The sequence below is a fragment of the Phytobacter sp. SCO41 genome (genome assembly GCF_003073275.1).
Lineage (GTDB): Bacteria > Pseudomonadota > Gammaproteobacteria > Enterobacterales > Enterobacteriaceae > Phytobacter > Phytobacter diazotrophicus.
In genome coordinates this window covers 422,422-439,327 of record NZ_CP027225.1, presented here as the reverse complement: position 1 = coordinate 439,327, position 16,906 = coordinate 422,422, and the positions used below count along the sequence as shown (strand labels likewise).

The window sequence follows — 16,906 nt, the reverse complement described above, 5'->3', positions numbered from 1 at the left end:
GTGCTGGCATGAGCCGCATCATGCCAGCGCTCTGTTACTCGCTGATAAACAACCCTATAATTCCCCTATTCCATTCTTTTCAGGGTTGAGCCATGCCAGCTACGGACCGCTATTCTCACCAACTGCTCTACGCCACGGTTCGCCAGCGCCTGCTGGATGACATTGCCCAGGGCGTCTACAAAGCCGGACAACAGATCCCCACCGAAAGTGAACTGTGCGCGCAGTACAACGTCAGCAGGATCACGATCCGCAAGGCCATAAGCGATCTGGTGGCAGATGGGGTGTTGATTCGCTGGCAGGGGAAAGGAACGTTTGTACAAAGCCAGAAGGTGGAAAATGCCTTGCTGACCGTCAGCGGCTTTACCGATTTTGGCGTCTCGCAGGGCAAACCGACGAAAGAAAAGGTGATTGAACAGGCGCGTATCTCTGCCGCGCCGTTTTGCGAAAAGCTTAACATTCCGGGTAACAGTGAAGTTTTCCACTTAAGCCGGGTGATGTATCTGGACAAGGAACCGCTATTTATCGACAGTTCATGGATCCCGCTGTCACGCTATCCGCAATTTGACGCGTATTACAGCGAGGGAGAATCAACCTATCAGCTATTTCAAAAACATTTTGACACGCGGGTAGTGAGCGACAAAAAGACGATCGATATTTTCGCCGCCACCCGTTCACAGGTGCAGTGGCTTAAGTGCGAACTGGGCGAGCCGCTGTTTCGCATCAGCAAAATCGCCTTCGATCAAAACAGTAAACCGGTCCATGTTTCCGAACTTTTCTGCCGCGCGAACCGTATTACGCTAACGATTGATAACCAGCACGCGTAGGTAAGAGATCCCGGATGCGGCGTAAACGTCTTATTCGGACAACCATCCGGATCCATCCTGCACAGTCGATCCCCTCACCCCATTGGGGAGAGGGGAACATACGCACCGGCGGACTTACGGCTTCGCCACGAACCCAATAGCTTCGTAGACTTTTTTCAGCGTTTCAGACGCACGGGCGCTGGCTTTTTCAGCGCCCTCTTTCATGATCTTCTGCAAAAACGCTTCGTCATCACGATAGCGGTGATAACGCGCCTGCAGCTCAGTCAACATACCGGACACGGCGTCCGCGACTTCGCCTTTCAGATGACCATACATTTTACCTTCGAAGTGCTGCTCCAGTTCCGGAATGCTCTGGCCGGTTACGGCAGAGAGAATATCCAGCAGGTTAGAAACGCCCGCTTTGTTCTGGATGTCGTAACGCACGACCGGTGGCTCGTCACCGTCGGTCATCGCACGTTTGATTTTCTTCACCACCGATTTCGGATCTTCCAGCAGGCCGATAACGTTATTGCGGTTATCGTCAGACTTGGACATTTTCTTCGTTGGTTCCAGCAGGGACATCACGCGCGCGCCGGATTTCGGAATGAACGGCTCCGGCACTTTAAAGACGTCGCCGTAGATCGCGTTAAAACGCTGGGCGATGTCGCGGCTCAGCTCCAGGTGCTGTTTCTGGTCTTCGCCGACCGGAACCTGATTGGTCTGGTACAACAGAATATCCGCAGCCATCAGTACCGGATAATCGAACAGACCGGCGTTAATGTTTTCGGAGTAACGCGCTGATTTATCCTTGAACTGGGTCATACGGCTCAGTTCGCCGAAATAGGTGTAGCAGTTCAGCGCCCATCCCAACTGTGCATGTTCCGGCACGTGTGACTGAACGAAAATGGTACTTTTCTCAGGATCGATACCGCATGCCAGATAGAGCGCCAGCGTGTCCAGGGTCGCTTTGCGCAGTTTTTCAGGATCCTGACGCGCGGTGATGGCATGCAGGTCAACGATGCAATAGATGCAATGGTAGTCATCCTGCATGTTTACCCACTGACGCAGCGCACCCATGTAGTTACCAATGGTCAATTCACCTGAAGGCTGTGCGCCACTAAATACGATGGGTTTAGTCATGTTTCACGTCCTGATTTTCACTGTGCGGGAGCCCGAGTGCGGGCAGTAGTTCGTTGAAGCGGTCGTACACGTAGTCCGGCTCACTCAATGTAATGGCTTCGCCGTAATTGTAACCATAGGTCATGCCGACAGAGCAACAGCCGGCAGCCTGGGCGGCGAGAATATCATTACGAGAATCGCCAACGAACAGCAATTCGTTCGGCGCCAGACCCAGCTTTTCCGCCACCAACAGCAGCGGTTCCGGATGCGGCTTTTTGTTTTTCACGTCATCACCACCGATGACCACGCTGAAATAGTGCGCAATACCCAGCGTTTCAAGGAGCGGGGCAACAAATGGCGTAGGCTTGTTGGTGACCAGCGCCAGCGGGAAACCTTTTTCGTGCAGTGCAGCCAGCGTATGGGCCACATCAGGGAACAGAAAACTGCCCTCTTCCACCGACTCAGCGTAGTAGCGGTCAAACAGCTTACGCAGCATCACGGCCTGCTCTTCCTGTGGAATATCCGCATGGTTAATCGCCGGTTTACCGGACGCAGCGCGTTGCGCGTTGCGCTCCTGCAGCGACCAGGTCAGAGCGCGTGACATCAGCACATCTGCGCCATTACCAATCCAGGTGATGACCCGATCTTCACCCGCCTGAGGCAGTTCCAGCGCATATAATGCGTTATCTACCGCTGCCGCCAGCCCCGGCGCGCTGTCTACCAGCGTACCGTCGAGGTCAAAGGCTATTCCACGAATTACCTGCATTTTATCCATGACTTACCTTTGCCAATTCACTGCGCATTTCATCAATGACTTTTTTGTAATCCGGCTGATCAAAAATCGCCGAGCCCGCCACAAACATATCTGCACCTGCGGCGGCTATTTCAGCGATGTTGCTGACCTTCACACCGCCATCCACTTCCAGGCGAATATCCAAACCGGATTCATCAATCCGACGGCGCACTTCGCGCAGTTTATCAAGCGTATGTGGAATGAAGGATTGACCGCCGAAGCCAGGGTTCACTGACATCAGCAAAATGACATCCAGCTTATCCATGACATAGTCCAGATAACTCAGCGGCGTGGCAGGGTTAAAGACCAGACCGGCTTTACAGCCGTTCTCTTTGATCAATTGCAGCGTACGATCAACATGCTCAGAAGCTTCCGGATGGAACGTAATAATGCTTGCCCCGGCGGCGGCGAAATCCGGCACCAGACGATCAACCGGTTTCACCATCAGATGCACGTCAATCGGCGCCGTAATACCGTACTTACGCAGCGATTTCAGTACCATCGGTCCAATGGTCAGGTTCGGCACATAGTGGTTGTCCATTACATCGAAGTGAACCACATCGGCACCGGCAGCCAGCGCACTGGCAGTGTCTTCACCCAAACGGGCAAAATCAGCCGACAGAATCGAGGGGGCGATCAAATACTGTGTCATCCGCATCTCCTTGAGAAGAATCTACATTCATTTTACAGGGTGTAGACAAACGCATTTCTGACGGCGAAGCCGCTCTGGCTCAGACAGTTGCCGGGCGATAGAGCGCCAGCAGTTCATCCACCTTTTTACGTGTCCCACCGTTGCTGCTGATACTGCGTCGTACTTTCACAACGTGCAGTTTCGCCTGGCTATACCACTCACGCGTCAGCGCGGTGTCGTGGTTGGAAATCAGTACCGGGATCCGGTTATTCACAAGGCTCTCGGCAATGGCCGCCAGATGGGCCTGTTGCTCCAGGGTAAAGCTATTCGTATGGTACGCCGTAAAGTTCGCCGTGGCTGAGAGCGGAGCATAAGGCGGATCGCAATAGACCACCGAATTCGCATCCGCACGCGCCATGCTCTCGGCATAGGATTCGCAATAGAAGAAGGCATTTTGCGCCTTTTCCGCGAAATGGTACAACTCAGCTTCCGGGAAGTACGGTTTTTTGTAGCGGCCAAAGGGTACGTTAAATTCGCCGCGCAGATTGTAACGACACAGGCCGTTATAGCCGTGGCGGTTAAGGTACAAGAATAACAGCGCGCGCCGGAAAAGATCCTGGCTCTGGTTAAACTCAGTGCGCAACTGATAATAAGTTTCCGACTGGTTCGTCGCAGGCGTAAAGAGCTCCCGCGCGCCCTGAACATATTCATCCGCGCGTTCTTTGACGATGTTATAAAGGCCAATCAGATCGCTGTTGATATCCGCAAGAATGTAACGGGAAAATGAAGTATTGAGAAATACCGAGCCAGCACCAACGAAGGGTTCGATCAGGCATTCGCCTTTTGGCAAATGTCGTTCAATATCGGCAAGCAGAGGGTACTTTCCCCCTGCCCATTTCAGAAAAGCGCGATTTTTTTTCATGCTGGATGATTGATTACACTCTCTCCGGCTGTGGAGACAGCTCCGACAGCATCCTGCGCTTTATACACGTTATCATTCAGGCAAGGCCTGGGTGTGGCCTGCCTGAATGATGTTGTGACGTGAAATTATTTCAGGTCGGCCTGTACCTGATGAATAGGCTTGGCCCACGGGTTCTTAGCCTGAACATCTGATGGCAGTGCAGCAACAGCGCGTTTTGCATCATCCTTAGAGGCATACACACCGCTGACCAATACATACCACGGCTGGCCATTACGTGTTGTCTGATAAACCACAAAGTTTTTCAGATTTTCTTTTTTGGCCCAGGCATTCAGGTTGTTGTAATTAGAAGAACTGCTCAACTGCAGTGTGTAATGGTCGGCTGGCGCAGATTTCAGTGAGCCCACGTTACCCGTCGCCACGCTCGCACTGGCTGCAGGTGCAGCAGCAGTAGCTGCCGGTGCCGCAGGTGCAGTCGTGCTGGTTGTCGCTTTCGGCGTCGTCGCGGCCACGGTCGGCGCTTTGACCGGTTCAGAGGCCACAACTTTCGGTTGCGCTGCCGGAGCCTGAACAACAGCTTTCGGCTCTGCCTTCACCACCGGCGGTTTAACCTGCTGCTGTGGTTTCGGTTCGACAACCGCTTGTTTGTGTTCCGGGCGAGTCGTTGCCGTATGGTTTTCTGCGGTTGCTGCGGTATGAGTCGCATTCCCGCCGCCGTTACGTACTGGCGCAACGGTTGCAGGTTCCGTCGGCAGCGTGCTGTTTGCCACCGCGTTGTTGATCTGCGCCTGGTTTTGCGGCGAAGTGAGCGCGTTGTTCAAATCACCCTGCACTTCAAGACGCTGCTGGGCACCCGTGGTTGCAGGTGCCTGGCTTTGAGAAGGCGTAGAGGAGATGGGCGGCAGGGAAATATCCTGCGCTCCATTGCCATTGCCCGTCGTCGGCTGTGCAGCACCCGCAGTTTGTTCTGCAGAGGTGGTGCCCGGCGCGGGCTGAGTAGCATTAGCCTGATCGGCAGTACCACCGTTCCCCGAAAGGTCGATGTTTTTACTGCCAGATGAACTCTGTTGGGCCGTACTGTTGCTGGAAGGGGCTTTCAATGCGGAACCGATGCCGACAATCAGCAGCAGCAGCACCAGAACACCGACCCCCATCATCACGTACTGACGTGATGCAGGTTTTGCGGCGGCGGCTTTTTTACGCTTACGTGGGCGACGCTCTGCGCGCTCCTCGTCCAGTGAGTTTTCTTCCGCTTCATAATCTTCTTCTGCGTATTCTTCGCGATCATCGCGCGTCTTACGTGTTCTCGAAGGGCGACGCTCGTCAGCATCAAGTTCAACATCATCAAAATTGATCTGCGGCTCATCAACACGTTCAGAAGATTGACGAGAACGACCAGTACGACGATCGCTGGGATCGGGTTTCAGCTCGTCTTCTGGTTTGAATTCATCCATTTAACACCCCACTCAAAGGCTCATGCTAACAACAATTGCATTCGCCCGAAGTTAAACGCCACGCACGCGCAGCAAGACCTTTCTAATAAATTACGCCTGCTGACAATCAGCAATAGCGCCAAGTACAACGTCTTGTGACACTCCGCCACGAACTTCGCTTTTCCCTATTGCCAGCGGGAGCACCAAACGTAGCTCGCCGGCCAGAACTTTTTTGTCACGCAGCATGTGCGGGATATATGCCTGTGCGGTCATTTCCTTCGGTCCATGAACCGGCAGACCTGCACGCTCAAGCAGGGTAATAATGCGTTGGGTATCATCTTTACTGAACTGCCCAAGACGCTCGGAGGCACGTGCTGCCATCACCATTCCAGCAGCGACAGCTTCACCATGCAACCAGTTGCCGTAACCCATCTCGGCTTCAATGGCATGCCCAAAGGTATGCCCCAAATTCAGTAAAGCACGTAAGCCTGTTTCCCGCTCGTCAGCCGCCACAACTTCGGCTTTCAGCTCACAACAACGGCGAATACAGTACGCCATTGCCGGGCCATCCAGACGCAACAGCGCGTCCAGATTTTGCTCAAGCCAGTCAAAAAAAGCGCCATCAAGGATGATGCCGTATTTGATAACTTCGGCGAGACCAGAGGAAAGTTCACGCGCAGGCAGCGTTTTCAGGCAGTCGAGATCCACCACCACCGAGGCTGGCTGATAGAACGCGCCAATCATGTTTTTGCCCAGTGGATGGTTTACCGCCGTTTTGCCGCCAACAGAAGAGTCGACCTGCGAAAGCAACGTTGTGGGGACCTGAATGAAACGCACGCCACGCTGATAGCTGGCTGCGGCAAAACCGGTCAGATCGCCCACTACACCGCCACCCAGCGCGACAAGTGTTGTGTCACGACCGTGAGGTTTTTGCAAAAGCGCAGTGAAAACCGAGTCCAGCACCGTCAGGCTTTTATACTGCTCACCATCGGGTAAAACCACGCTATCGACTTTGATACCGGCCTTTTCAAGGACATGGCGAATCTTGTCGAGATAGAGTGGAGCCAGCGTTTCATTAGTGACCAGCATGACCTGGTCACCGGATTTCAGGGGCGAGAAGGAAGCTGGATCGTCGAACAAACCAGCCGCGATGGTGATAGGGTAACTACGATCCCCGAGAGTGACTGTGATCCTCTCCATGACGCGACATCCACCTTATTTGCTTAAACCCGCAGGCCTGTGTATTACGCCAGAATTAGTTGCTTTCCAGCATGTGAATAATCTGGTTTGCGACGACTTTCGCGCTCTGATCGTCTGTGCGAATGGTAACGTCGGCAATCTCTTCATACAGCGGATTGCGTTCATCAGCCAGCGCTTCCAGCACTTCACGCGGCGGCGTTTCCACCTGTAAAAGCGGACGTTTTTTGTCACGTTGAGTACGAGCCAGCTGCTTCTCGATAGTGGTTTCCAGATAAACCACTACGCCACGGGCGGAGAGACGATTACGGGTTTCGCGAGACTTCACAGAGCCACCACCGGTTGCCAGTACAATTCCCTGTTTTTCCGTTAGCTCGTTAATGATTTTTTCTTCGCGATCGCGGAAACCTTCTTCACCTTCTACATCGAAGACCCAGCCCACATCAGCTCCGGTTCGTTTCTCAATCTCTTGATCAGAATCGTAAAATTCCATATTGAGTTGTTGAGCTAACTGACGCCCAATAGTGCTTTTGCCGGCACCCATAGGCCCAACCAGAAAGATATTGCGTTTCTCTGCCATTTTTTCGGTACTACTAAGACTATTCGTTGATGATAAATCCGCTCCGTAGACACCGTGCGAAGCCGGACATGAACTGAAACCTCATATGCGATAGTGCGAGAGTCAGACCAAAAATTATCTCAGTACTGAGACTGGTTTGGCAACTGAATAAATTGCCGACCAGACGTTAACACTACTTATGGTAAGACGGAGATAGCTGACGCTCAAATCGGTACTCCTTGTAAGCTAAATCATCTCTCACGTCAAACACCTGTAGCGAGTTAGGCAGAAAAAGCGATACAGAATATGTATCGATCAACGAACTGGCACGAGCCTTGGTGTAATAAAGACCACCAGTTCACGGCGCTCATTATCTTTACCATCATGACGAAACAGTCGGCCAAACCAGGGTATCCCCCCTAAAATTGGTACACTGTCGGAACCGAGCTTGTTCTTTTGTGAGAAAATGCCTCCCAGCGCCAGGGTATCACCGCTTTTTATTTCGACCTGGGTTTCAATCTCCTGTTTATCAATCGCCAGTACCTCGCCATCAGCCTGCTGGAGCACCTGGCCCGGCATGTTCTGGGTAATACGCAACTTGAGACGCACACGGCTATCAGGCAGCACGGTCGGCGTCACCTCCATACCCAGCACCGCTTCTTTAAACTCTACCGACGTTGCGCCGCTTTCGCCGCTGGAGACCTGGTATGGGATTTCACTGCCTTGTTTAATGCTGGCAGGCTGCATGTGAGAGGCCAGTAATCGTGGGCTGGCGATGATCTCCAGTTGCTGTTTTTGTTCCAGTGCGGATAACTCAATATCCAACAACCGCCCGTTAATACTGCCGATATTAAAACCAACCCGGGTGCTGGCACTTTCAACCGACAGATCGCTAGAAAGCGATGACACCTGCCCGCGTTTTCCGGGCTTTGTCGCCTCCCCCAGCCCCCACTTCACGCCAAGTTCACGCAGGCTCTTTTCATTTATGGTGACAATGTGTGCGGCCAGTTCAACCTGTTCAACGGGCAAATCCATCTGCGCAACCCACTTTTCCAGTACGTTAAGCGAGGCCTTATGATCGCGAAGCAACAGCCGGTTGAGCCGATTGTCTACCGTGATCGTTCCTTTTGGCCCAAGGAGTTTTTCGCCAGCCTTTGCCAACTCACTGGTCTGCGCATAACGCAGCGTCAGGCTACGCTCTTCCAGCGGCAGACTCTGTTTTTGCTTTTCCAGCGCCGCCTCACGCGCATCGTACTGTTGCTGTTGCCAGCTTGCGGAATGCACATACAGGATGTTGCCCTCTCTGCGTAGTGTCAGCCCTGCGCTGGCAATCACCGTGTTCAGTGCCTGCTTCCAGGGAACATCGACAAGATGCAAGGAGAGTGTCCCGCTGACGTCCGGCGAGATCACCAGATTATGTTTTTCCTGCCCGGCAAGCGCCTGTAGGACCTGGGTGACGGGAACATCATCCACCATTAATGTCACGGGTGCAGGTGTTGCCGCGCTCGCCGCCAGGCTACTGAGGCAAAGGGCCACTACTGCTGTTCTTTTCATGCTGAGATCCTTCTCGTTTCCAGCGCCAGTGCGCGGGTTCACAACCTTCCCCTGTCGCGATGCGCATCTCTTCTTTATTAAATTCCAACACGCGCCAGCCTCCCGCAAGCGTTTCCCCCTTCTGCACGCGTCGCCATCTGCCGGCGGGATCGCGCACAATCCCTGTCGCGGCCTGAGACCTGCTTACCACGCCCTGGTAATGCCAAAGCGCAAGCTGGCTGACCATGCAGCGATCGGGAGGCGGCTTGAAAGGATCACGCATACCCGCCAGCATTAGCACCAGCAAACATGACGCTGCGATGCGTTTAGCCGCCATCATCGCTCTCCACCTGGAGCACAAAACGCAGCGCCTTGTCCTGCGCGGTGATGGAAAAAGCAGGTGCGAGCATTTGCCGTTCGGCAAGCCAGGAAAACGTCCGGGGAATCGATACCCACTGCGCCTCCAGCACCATCTCGCCCCCCCGATGGGCAGGACTCCAGCCAATCAGTTGGGCATCAGGAGTATGAAAATCCAGCGGTGAAAAGGCCTTTGGGATATCTGCTTGAGCATGCGCTATCTCCGGTGGTTTAAGGGCCAGGATCTCTCGCCAGCTTTCCTGCAATGCCGCCTGCTGCACAAGATATTGTTGCTCCCGTGCCGTTTGTTCACGCGTTATGGGCTGAATCTGCCACCACCACACCGCAAGCAGGAGAAGCACCATAAGCAATAATCCGTACCCGGCACGGGTTACGGGCGAGAGGGCGTACCAGAGATCAAGGCTGCGCGGCATGCTCATCTTCCTTATTAAGCTGATAGTGAAACTGCCAGCGCCCTTGCGCATCTCGCCCGGTCGAACCGGTTTGGCGAAGACGAAAACCGGCGGTCGTGTCCAGCGCCTGCTCCAGTTCGCTTAATGACTGAAACGTTCTGGCAATCCCCGACACGCTGAGTTGCCCTTGCTGAAAATGCACCTCCGTAAGCCAGGCACTGTCGGGCATTTTTTCCGCCAGTTCTGCCAGCCGCTGCTGCCATTGACGGGTCTGGTTGTGCCGCTGCATTCTGGCCTGCTGTTTTAACCACAACTGGTGTTGCGCCTGGAAATGCGGCTGTTTTGCCTTAAGCGCTGACAGCATTTGCGCGTCAGATTGCAGCCACAACGTAGCGATCTGCTTGTCCTGGCCTGCCTTTACCTGAAACACCAGGGTAATCAGCGCCATCAGGCCCACAGCATACGCCAGCAGTTGCCCCCAAAAGCGCCGACATGCCTGTTGCCGCTGCTCTCGCCAGGGCAGCAGGTTGATCATCTGTTCCATTAGCGAACCGCTCCCAGGGCCAGGCCAATCGCTACCGCGAAACGCATGCCATTTGGCGGTAAAGGCGGTTGCCGCTGCACAAGGACGCTCCAGGGGTCAAACTCGGGCGTTGCCGCTGTGCATAGCGCAACGTCGGCAATGTCCAGCCCGAGGCTTGCGCTTAGCGCGTTTACGGTGGGCTGATCTTCGTGCGACCGACGCCCCCATCCGGTGCGCGTTGCCCACAGCCATTGCGCGTCGCCTTCCCAAATAAGACAACGTGCCGGAGGCGGTAAAAAAGGGACAAGATGCTGTAACGCGCAGGCATCAGGCGTCAGGGAGGTCAAATTCAGGTGCAGAGAGGTTGCCAGTTCCAGCATTTCGGCCACGTCTTTATGCTGCGCCGCCGTCACGCTATAGGCCTGCGCCAGTGAATCTTCGGTATAGTCGAAACGCAAATCTGCCGCTGCCATTTCAAGTTCACGCGCCATGGCGTGAGAAACCCAGCTTGCCAGTTCGTTTTCCCGCAAGGCCATTGCCGGGCGGGGGAGCTTACGCTGCAATGTGCGCGCTGCCGGAAATGCCAGCCGTACCCGGTGGCGCTGCGGTAACGATTTTCGCCACGGTAAGAGCGTGGTCAACAACTGTTGTGGAGCCTTAAGCTGCCCGTTTTCAACTGTGCCCAATGGTAACGGGATGTGCCACCAACGGCGTAGCGCCAACCCTGTTCTGCCTGGGGTTAATGCGACGATGAAAACACTATCTTGCTGAATATGCAGTCCAATCTGCCAGTGCCCGAATGCCATAAATCGCGACCTCCTTATCGCCAGGAAAGATGACGGCTATATCAATGCATCAGGCTTGCATTTATACTACCGCGCGGTTGTTTATAAACTGCCCAAATGAAACTAAATGGGAATCCTCCGGTGAAGTTCGTAAAGTATTTATTGATCCTTGCAGTGTGTTGCATTCTGCTGGGAGCAGGCTCGATTTATGGGTTGTACAAATTCATTGAGCCACAGCTACCTGACGTCGCGACGCTGAAAGACGTGCGACTACAAATCCCGATGCAGGTCTATAGCGCCGACGGCGAATTGATTGCGCAGTACGGTGAAAAACGTCGTATTCCGCTGACGCTGAATCAGATTCCGCCAGAAATGGTGAAAGCGTTTGTCGCCACAGAAGACAGCCGCTTCTATGAACACCATGGCGTTGATCCGGTGGGGATTTTCCGTGCGGCCAGCGTAGCGCTTTTCTCTGGTCACGCCTCACAGGGTGCCAGCACCATCACGCAACAGCTCGCACGTAACTTCTTCCTGAGTCCGGAACGCACGCTGATGCGTAAAATCAAGGAAGTGTTCCTGGCTATCCGCATCGAGCAGTTATTGAATAAAGACGAGATCCTCGAGCTTTACCTCAATAAGATTTACCTCGGTTATCGTGCTTATGGCGTGGGTGCGGCGGCACAGGTCTACTTTGGCAAACCCGTCGACCAGCTCACCCTGAGTGAGATGGCGGTCATTGCCGGGTTGCCCAAAGCGCCATCCACCTTTAACCCGCTCTATTCGCTTGACCGCGCAACGGCTCGCCGTAATGTGGTGCTGTCCCGTATGCTGAGCGAGGGCTACATCAGCCAGACGCAGTATGACCAGGCGCGCGGCGAAGCCATTGATGCGGATTACCATGCGCCGGAAATTGCCTTCTCGGCGCCGTACCTCTCAGAAATGGTGCGTCAGGAGATGGTGAATCGCTACGGCGATAAAGCATACGAAGACGGTTATCGTGTTTACACCACCATCACCCGTAAAGTGCAGTTGGCGGCGCAGGATGCCGTGCGCAATAACGTGATGGACTACGATATGCGCCACGGTTATCGCGGCCCGTCGAATGTGCTGTGGAAACCGGGCGAAAGCGCGTGGGACAGTAAAAAAATCACCGACACCCTAAAAGCGTTGCCGACCTACGGGCCGCTGGAGCCTGCTGTCGTGACGGCCGCCAATGCGCAAGAAGCCACCGCGATGCTGGGCGACGGGACCTCCGTATCACTGCATATGGACGGAATGCGCTGGGCACGCCCTTATCGTTCCGACACCGCACAGGGCCCAACCCCACGCAAAGTGACCGATGTGGTGCTGGCAGGTCAGCAGATTTGGGTGCGCATGGTAAATGAAGGCTGGTGGCTGGCCCAGGTGCCGGATGTTAACTCTGCCCTGGTCTCCATCAACCCGCACGACGGTGCCGTGCTGGCGCTGGTTGGCGGCTTTGATTTCAATCAGAGCAAATTTAACCGCGCCACCCAGGCGCTGCGTCAGGTTGGCTCTAACATCAAACCATTCCTTTATACCGCGGCGATGGACAAAGGCCTGACGCTGGCCAGTATTCTGAACGATGTGCCTATCTCCCGTTGGGATGCAGGGGCGGGTTCCGACTGGCGTCCGAAAAACTCGCCAGATGAGTATGCCGGGCCAATTCGCCTGCGTCAGGGGCTGGGGCAGTCGAAGAACGTGGTGATGGTACGCGCTATGCGTGCAATGGGGGTAGATTACGCCGCCGAGTATTTACAGCGATTCGGTTTCCCGGCACAAAACATCGTGCACACGGAGTCGCTGGCGCTGGGTTCCGCGTCGTTCACGCCCATGCAGGTAGCACGCGGCTATTCAGTCATGGCGAACGGCGGTTTCCTCATCGATCCGTACTTCATTACCAAAATTGAAAACGATCAGGGTAATGTTCTGTTCGAAGCCCGGCCAAAGGTCGCCTGCGCGGAGTGTAATATCCCGGTAATTTATGGGGACACACCGAAATCAGACGTGCTGGAAAACAAAGATATGGAAAACGTCGCTATCTCTCAGGAGCAGCAGAATCCTTCCATACCGATGCCGCAACTGGAGCAAGCCAATCAGGATCTGGTGGTGAAGAGCGGTGGTCAGGAGTATGCACCGCACGTGATCAGTACGCCGCTATCGTTTTTAATCAAGAGCGCGCTTAACAGTAACATCTTCGGTGAACCAGGCTGGCAAGGCACAGGCTGGCGCGCAGGTCGCGATCTCAAACGTAATGATATCGGTGGGAAAACCGGGACCACCAACAGCTCGAAAGATGCCTGGTTCTCCGGTTATGGTCCGGGCGTAGTGACGTCGGTCTGGATCGGTTTTGATGATCACCGTCGCGATCTGGGACGCACCTCCGCGTCGGGCGCTATCAAAGATCAGATCTCGGGTTACGAAGGCGGCGCGAAGAGTGCGCAGCCAGCATGGGATGCTTACATGCAGGTTGTTCTCAATGGCGTACCGGAGCAACCGCTCACGCCACCGCCAGGAATAGTGACGGTAAATATCGACCGGAGCACAGGGCAACTGGCAAGTGGAGGCAGCAGCCGTCAGGAGTATTTTATTGACGGGACGCAGCCGACACAGCAGGCCGTGCACGAAGTGGGAACCACCATTATTGATAATGGCGAGACGCACGAATTGTTCTGATAAAAGCCTGCCAGGGCTCCCCGGATGGAACGCAAAAATGTTTTATCCGGGCGGGCCGCAGTTCTGTCAGACATAAAAAAAGCGCTTACGCGCTTTTTTATAACCTGCCCTGCCCTTTAAGCCACTCTCTTAATAAGAACAGCGCGCTTACATTGCGGGCCTCATTGAAATCAGGCTCTTCCAGCAAGTCCATTAAATGGGCCAGTGGCCAACGCACCTGCGGTAACGGCTCTGGCTCATCACCGGGCAGCGACTCCGGGTATAAATCCTCAGCGACCATGATATTCATTTTGCTGGAGAAATAAGACGGAGCCATGCTGAGTTTTTTCAGGAATGTTAATTCCTTCGCGCCAAAACCCACCTCTTCTTTAAGCTCGCGGTTGGCCGCCTCATACATATTTTCACCGGGATCGATCAATCCCTTGGAAAACCCCAGCTCATAAGATTCGGTACCCACAGCATATTCGCGAATGAGAATGATATGATCGTCTACAATAGGCACAATCATCACCGCTTCGCGTGACGAGGGACGCATACGTTCATAGACACGACGTACGCCGTTGCTGAATTCCAGGTCCACACTTTCGACGTTAAAAAGTCGTGAAGACGCGACGGTTTCAACGTTAAGAATGGTGGGTTTTTGCAATGATTCGCTCATTATTATCGGTCTTTCCAGAGATTACTGGCATTATTGTGCGACATGCGACACTGTTTCGGCAATGTTCTTCGCGCCTCATTTACATTCCTGTAACTTAGCAGAAGCTATTTCCCAAATAAACCTAAAAGTCAAGAGGTTGAAATAAAACTAAGAATTTGCTGATATTCGCTCTATTGCGGCTTTGCTACTATTTTGCATGTTGTCAGGCGCTCACCTATTAGACTAACGATTTGCCCGATAACGCTCCAGCCATATTCATTGAATTTACGGGAAAGGGTGCAACTGACTACACCTGCTAGTAAAAGTAAGATGGGGAAAGCATGAGCACCATTTTGATTTATTTCGCTGCTATGCTGGCCTGCGTATGCCTTGTTGGGTGGTTTTACAGAGCGCGATCGCAAAGACGATACCGCCTGCCACATCTGCAAGCTTTCGCTGGCGCGACAACCCGCAAATTAACTCCTGATGAGCGCAGCGCTGTTGAAAGCTATCTGGAATCGCTCTCCCGTACCCGTCAGGTACCGGGCCCGACCGGTGCGACGGCTGCCCCGATCTCCCTCACCCTCAACGCGCAAAGTAATACCGTCATCAGCGTCACCCGTGCGATCACTCGTTACGGGATTACGACCGATGCCCCGAACAAATGGCGCTACTATCTCGATTCTGTTGAAGTCCATCTGCCGCCGTTCTGGGAGCAGTATATCAATGACGAAAACAGCGTTGAGCTTATCCGTACCGACACTCTTCCGCTGGTCATTTCGCTAAATGGCCACGCCCTGAATGAATTCCGTCCGGAAGAACACAGCCTGGTGCCAGAACAGGTTCCCTCGTCCCACTCAGCTATCCGCGGCGAAGAGACGGAGCAAATTGAGCTACTTAATATTCGCCATGAAACGGTGGAAGAGTATGCGCTGAGCCGCCCGGACGGCATGCGTGAAGCCTTACTGGTTTCAACATCGTTTTTACTGTTCTTTTTCTGCCTGGTCACCCCGGACGTGTTTGTCCCGTGGCTTGCTGGTGGCGGAATTATGCTGCTTGCGGCCGGGCTCTGGGGCATCTTCGCACCGCCCGCGCAAACTGCGTTGCGCGAAATCCACTGCCTGCGCGGCACGCCCAAACGGTGGGGGCTTTTTGGTGAGAACAATCAGGAACAGATCAACAATATCTCGTTAGGCATTATTGATCTTATCTACCCAAAACACTGGCAACCTTTTATCGCCCAGGACCTGGGGCAACAAAGCGATATTGATATCTATCTCGATCGTCACGTGGTTCGACAGGGGCGCTTTTTATCGCTGCATGATGAGGTCAAGAACTTCCCCCTCCAGCATTGGGTGCGCAGCGCCGTGATTTCAGCCGGAGCGCTGCTGGTTCTGATTATGCTGCTGATGTGGGTTCCGCTGGATATGCCCATCAAGTTTACCCTTTCATGGATTAAAGGGGCGCAGACCATCGAAGCCACGAAAGTTAGTCAACTTGAAGAAGCAGGGCTGCGTATTGGTGACTCGCTAAAGATTCACGGCACCGGCATGTGTAGCATCCATTCGTCAAGCAACTGGAGCGCGCGCCAAAGCTCGCCTTTTGCGCCGTTCGACTGTTCACAAATTATCTGGAACGATGCGCCGCCGCTGCCCTTGCCGGAATCAGAAACCGTCACCAAAGCGACGGCACTGGTGGAAGCCGTCAACCGCCAGTTGCATCCGAAACAGGATGACGGCTCTCGCGTGAGCCCGGCGCTGCGTACGGCAATCCAAAAATCAGGCATGGTCTTACTGGATGATTTTTCTGAGATTGTGCTGAAAACGCAGGATCTCTGTTCAGCAGAGGATGACTGCCTGCGGCTTAAAAACGCGCTGGTCAACCTGGGGAACAGTAAAGACTGGGATACACTGACGTCACGCGCCAGCGCGGGCAAACTCACCGGCGTGAATGTGTTGCTGCGCCCGGTCAGCGCAGAATCGCTGGACAACCTGGTCACCACCTCCACCGCACCCTTTATTTTGCGCGAAACGACCCGCGCGGCACAGGCGCTTAACAGCCCGGCACCAGGCGGCTTCCTGATTGTGAGTGAAGAAGGAAGCGAGCTGGTAGATCAGCCCTACCCTGGTGTCGCGTTGTATGACTATCCTGCCGCCGAACAGTGGGCAGAGTTCCAACGCCTGGCGGGAATGCTGATGCAAACCCCTTTTACCGCCGAGGGCATCATCACCAATATTTCGACTGACGCCAACGGTACTCGTCATATCAGCCTGCACCGTATGCCAAATAGCACAACCGGGCTCTGGCGCTACGTCAGCACCGCGCTTCTGCTTCTGGCAATGATTGTCTGCTGCGTTTATAACGGCGTCCAGGCGCTGCGCCGCTACCATCGAAACCGCACGCGTCTGGCTGAAATTCAGCAATACTACGAAAACTGCCTGAACCCCGGGCTTATCCCCGCACCCGATAGCCTGACCTGATAAATGTCATGCGCGCCGGGTATGCTAACC

The 16,906-nt window shown here is 54.1% G+C and carries 16 protein-coding genes; 3 read left to right on the top strand and 13 right to left on the bottom strand.

The genetic code is table 11. From position 1 onward, the window contains the following. Positions 1–92: 92 nt before the first annotated feature. Complete coding sequence (locus C5523_RS02010; protein WP_041851397.1) at positions 93–824, top strand: GntR family transcriptional regulator; 732 nt, start codon at positions 93–95, stop codon at positions 822–824. A gap of 114 nt (positions 825–938) precedes the next feature. On the opposite strand, the gene trpS is transcribed toward C5523_RS02010, so the two are convergent. The 12 genes from trpS to C5523_RS01945 form a co-directional block, all read right to left on the bottom strand. Next, the gene (trpS, locus tag C5523_RS02005; RefSeq protein WP_041851396.1) at positions 939–1,943 is read right to left on the bottom strand and encodes a tryptophan--tRNA ligase; all 1,005 of its coding nucleotides are present in this window, start codon (positions 1,941–1,943) and stop codon (positions 939–941) included. Continuing rightward, entirely contained in the window at positions 1,936–2,697 is a 762-nt protein-coding gene (gene gph, locus C5523_RS02000) for a phosphoglycolate phosphatase (RefSeq protein ID WP_041851395.1), read from the bottom strand. The genes trpS and gph overlap by 8 nt, the downstream gene beginning before the upstream one ends. Further along, a complete protein-coding gene (gene rpe / locus C5523_RS01995) occupies positions 2,690–3,367 on the bottom strand; it encodes a ribulose-phosphate 3-epimerase (RefSeq protein WP_041851394.1) in 678 nt (225 codons plus the stop codon). The genes gph and rpe overlap by 8 nt, the downstream gene beginning before the upstream one ends. 79 nt (positions 3,368–3,446) lie before the next feature. Beyond that, positions 3,447–4,268, bottom strand: a complete 822-nt coding sequence (dam, locus tag C5523_RS01990) for an adenine-specific DNA-methyltransferase (RefSeq protein ID WP_041851393.1) — start codon at positions 4,266–4,268, stop codon at positions 3,447–3,449. 125 nt (positions 4,269–4,393) lie between these two features. Next, positions 4,394–5,719, bottom strand: a complete 1,326-nt coding sequence (gene damX / locus C5523_RS01985; RefSeq protein ID WP_071194941.1) for a cell division protein DamX — start codon at positions 5,717–5,719, stop codon at positions 4,394–4,396. A gap of 90 nt (positions 5,720–5,809) precedes the next feature. Beyond that, positions 5,810–6,898 (bottom strand): 3-dehydroquinate synthase, encoded by a 1,089-nt coding sequence (gene aroB, locus C5523_RS01980; protein ID WP_071194942.1) that lies wholly within the window; start codon positions 6,896–6,898, stop codon positions 5,810–5,812. Between the two features lie 55 nt (positions 6,899–6,953). Further along, positions 6,954–7,475, bottom strand: coding sequence for a shikimate kinase AroK (gene aroK / locus C5523_RS01975; RefSeq protein WP_035892101.1), 522 nt, complete (start codon positions 7,473–7,475; stop codon positions 6,954–6,956). Positions 7,476–7,769: 294 nt separating this feature from the next. Further along, positions 7,770–9,008: a DNA uptake porin HofQ gene (gene hofQ, locus C5523_RS01965; protein ID WP_108700528.1), complete on the bottom strand. Its 1,239-nt coding sequence runs from the start codon at positions 9,006–9,008 to the stop codon at positions 7,770–7,772. Then, positions 8,971–9,327: a HofP DNA utilization family protein gene (locus tag C5523_RS01960; protein ID WP_223878753.1), complete on the bottom strand. Its 357-nt coding sequence runs from the start codon at positions 9,325–9,327 to the stop codon at positions 8,971–8,973. The genes hofQ and C5523_RS01960 overlap by 38 nt, the downstream gene beginning before the upstream one ends. Then, positions 9,314–9,778, bottom strand: a complete 465-nt coding sequence (locus C5523_RS01955; RefSeq protein ID WP_108700527.1) for a hypothetical protein — start codon at positions 9,776–9,778, stop codon at positions 9,314–9,316. The genes C5523_RS01960 and C5523_RS01955 overlap by 14 nt, the downstream gene beginning before the upstream one ends. After that, the gene (locus C5523_RS01950) at positions 9,762–10,301 is read right to left on the bottom strand and encodes a PilN domain-containing protein (RefSeq protein WP_071194944.1); all 540 of its coding nucleotides are present in this window, start codon (positions 10,299–10,301) and stop codon (positions 9,762–9,764) included. The genes C5523_RS01955 and C5523_RS01950 overlap by 17 nt, the downstream gene beginning before the upstream one ends. Then, positions 10,301–11,086 carry a DNA utilization protein HofM gene (locus C5523_RS01945; protein ID WP_108700526.1) on the bottom strand — a complete coding sequence of 262 codons (786 nt, stop codon included), beginning with the start codon at positions 11,084–11,086 and terminating at the stop codon, positions 10,301–10,303. The genes C5523_RS01950 and C5523_RS01945 overlap by 1 nt, the downstream gene beginning before the upstream one ends. 120 nt (positions 11,087–11,206) lie before the next feature. On the opposite strand from C5523_RS01945, the gene mrcA reads away from it, so the two are divergent. After that, positions 11,207–13,759 (top strand): peptidoglycan glycosyltransferase/peptidoglycan DD-transpeptidase MrcA, encoded by a 2,553-nt coding sequence (gene mrcA, locus C5523_RS01940; protein ID WP_041851387.1) that lies wholly within the window; start codon positions 11,207–11,209, stop codon positions 13,757–13,759. A 97-nt stretch (positions 13,760–13,856) separates the two neighbouring features. Here the strand turns inward: mrcA and nudE are convergent, their stop codons facing one another. Next, a complete protein-coding gene (gene nudE / locus C5523_RS01935) occupies positions 13,857–14,417 on the bottom strand; it encodes an ADP compounds hydrolase NudE (protein ID WP_041851386.1) in 561 nt (186 codons plus the stop codon). Positions 14,418–14,737: 320 nt separating this feature from the next. On the opposite strand from nudE, the gene C5523_RS01930 reads away from it, so the two are divergent. After that, complete coding sequence (locus C5523_RS01930; protein ID WP_108700524.1) at positions 14,738–16,876, top strand: intracellular growth attenuator family protein; 2,139 nt, start codon at positions 14,738–14,740, stop codon at positions 16,874–16,876. Positions 16,877–16,906 lie beyond the last annotated feature (30 nt).